The organism is Streptomyces sp. NP160 (assembly GCF_006335115.1).
GTDB lineage: Bacteria > Actinomycetota > Actinomycetes > Actinomycetales > Quadrisphaeraceae > Quadrisphaera.
In genome coordinates, this window is the sequence record NZ_VDMJ01000065.1 from 1 (window position 1) to 824 (window position 824).

Sequence of the window (824 nt, forward strand, 5' to 3'; positions counted from 1 at the left end):
CCTGCTGGCCGGGGTGCTCGACGGCGCCACCACCCAGGGCATCCTCGCCACGGACGCCGAGCACAGGATCACCGTCTTCAGCTCCGGCGCCGAGCGGCTGCTCGGCTGGGCCGCGGCCGAGGTGGTGGGCGGCAGCCCGCTGCGCTTCGTGCGGCACGCCGAGGTGCACGAGCGCGCGGCGGAGCTGGGCCTGCCGGTGGGCGCCGCGGTGCTGCTGGCCGGGCTGGCCCAGGGCGGGCACACCACCCGGCGCTGGACGCTGGTGCGCCGCGACGGCTCCACCTTCACCGGCGAGGTCACGCTCACGCAGACCCACGACGACGACGGCGCGCTGCGCTCGACCACCGCCGTCATCACCGACGTGACCGCGGAGGTCGCCGCGGACCAGCGGCGCGCGGAGGCGGAGCTGCAGTTCCGCCTCGCCTTCGAGACCGCGCCCACGGGCATGGTGCTCATGAGCCTCGAGCCGGGCGACCTGGGCCGGCTGACCAGGGTCAACGACGCCTTCGCGGCCTTCGCGGGGCGCACGCCCGCCGAGCTGGTGGCGGGGCGCGTGCGCGACCTGCTGCACCCCGAGGACGCGGTGGGCCACGTCGAGCGGCTGGAGCGGGTGGCGCGGGAGCGCAGCACGGAGACCACCTCCCGCGAGCAGCGCTTCGTGCGCCCCGACGGTGCGGTGCGCTGGGCGCGGACCACGCCGTCGCTGGTGGAGCCTGCCGACGGCGGTCTGCCGCACCTGCTGGTGGTGGTGGAGGACGTCACCGAGGCCCGCCACGCGCAGGCGGCGCTGGTGCACGCCGCGCTGCACGACCCGCTCACGGGGC

At 77.2% G+C, this 824-nt stretch carries 1 protein-coding gene; it reads left to right on the plus strand.

The features are described from left to right. Positions 1-824 (plus strand): PAS domain-containing protein (locus FHN55_RS21720; protein ID WP_139714495.1); only part of this gene is annotated, 824 nt, incomplete at both ends.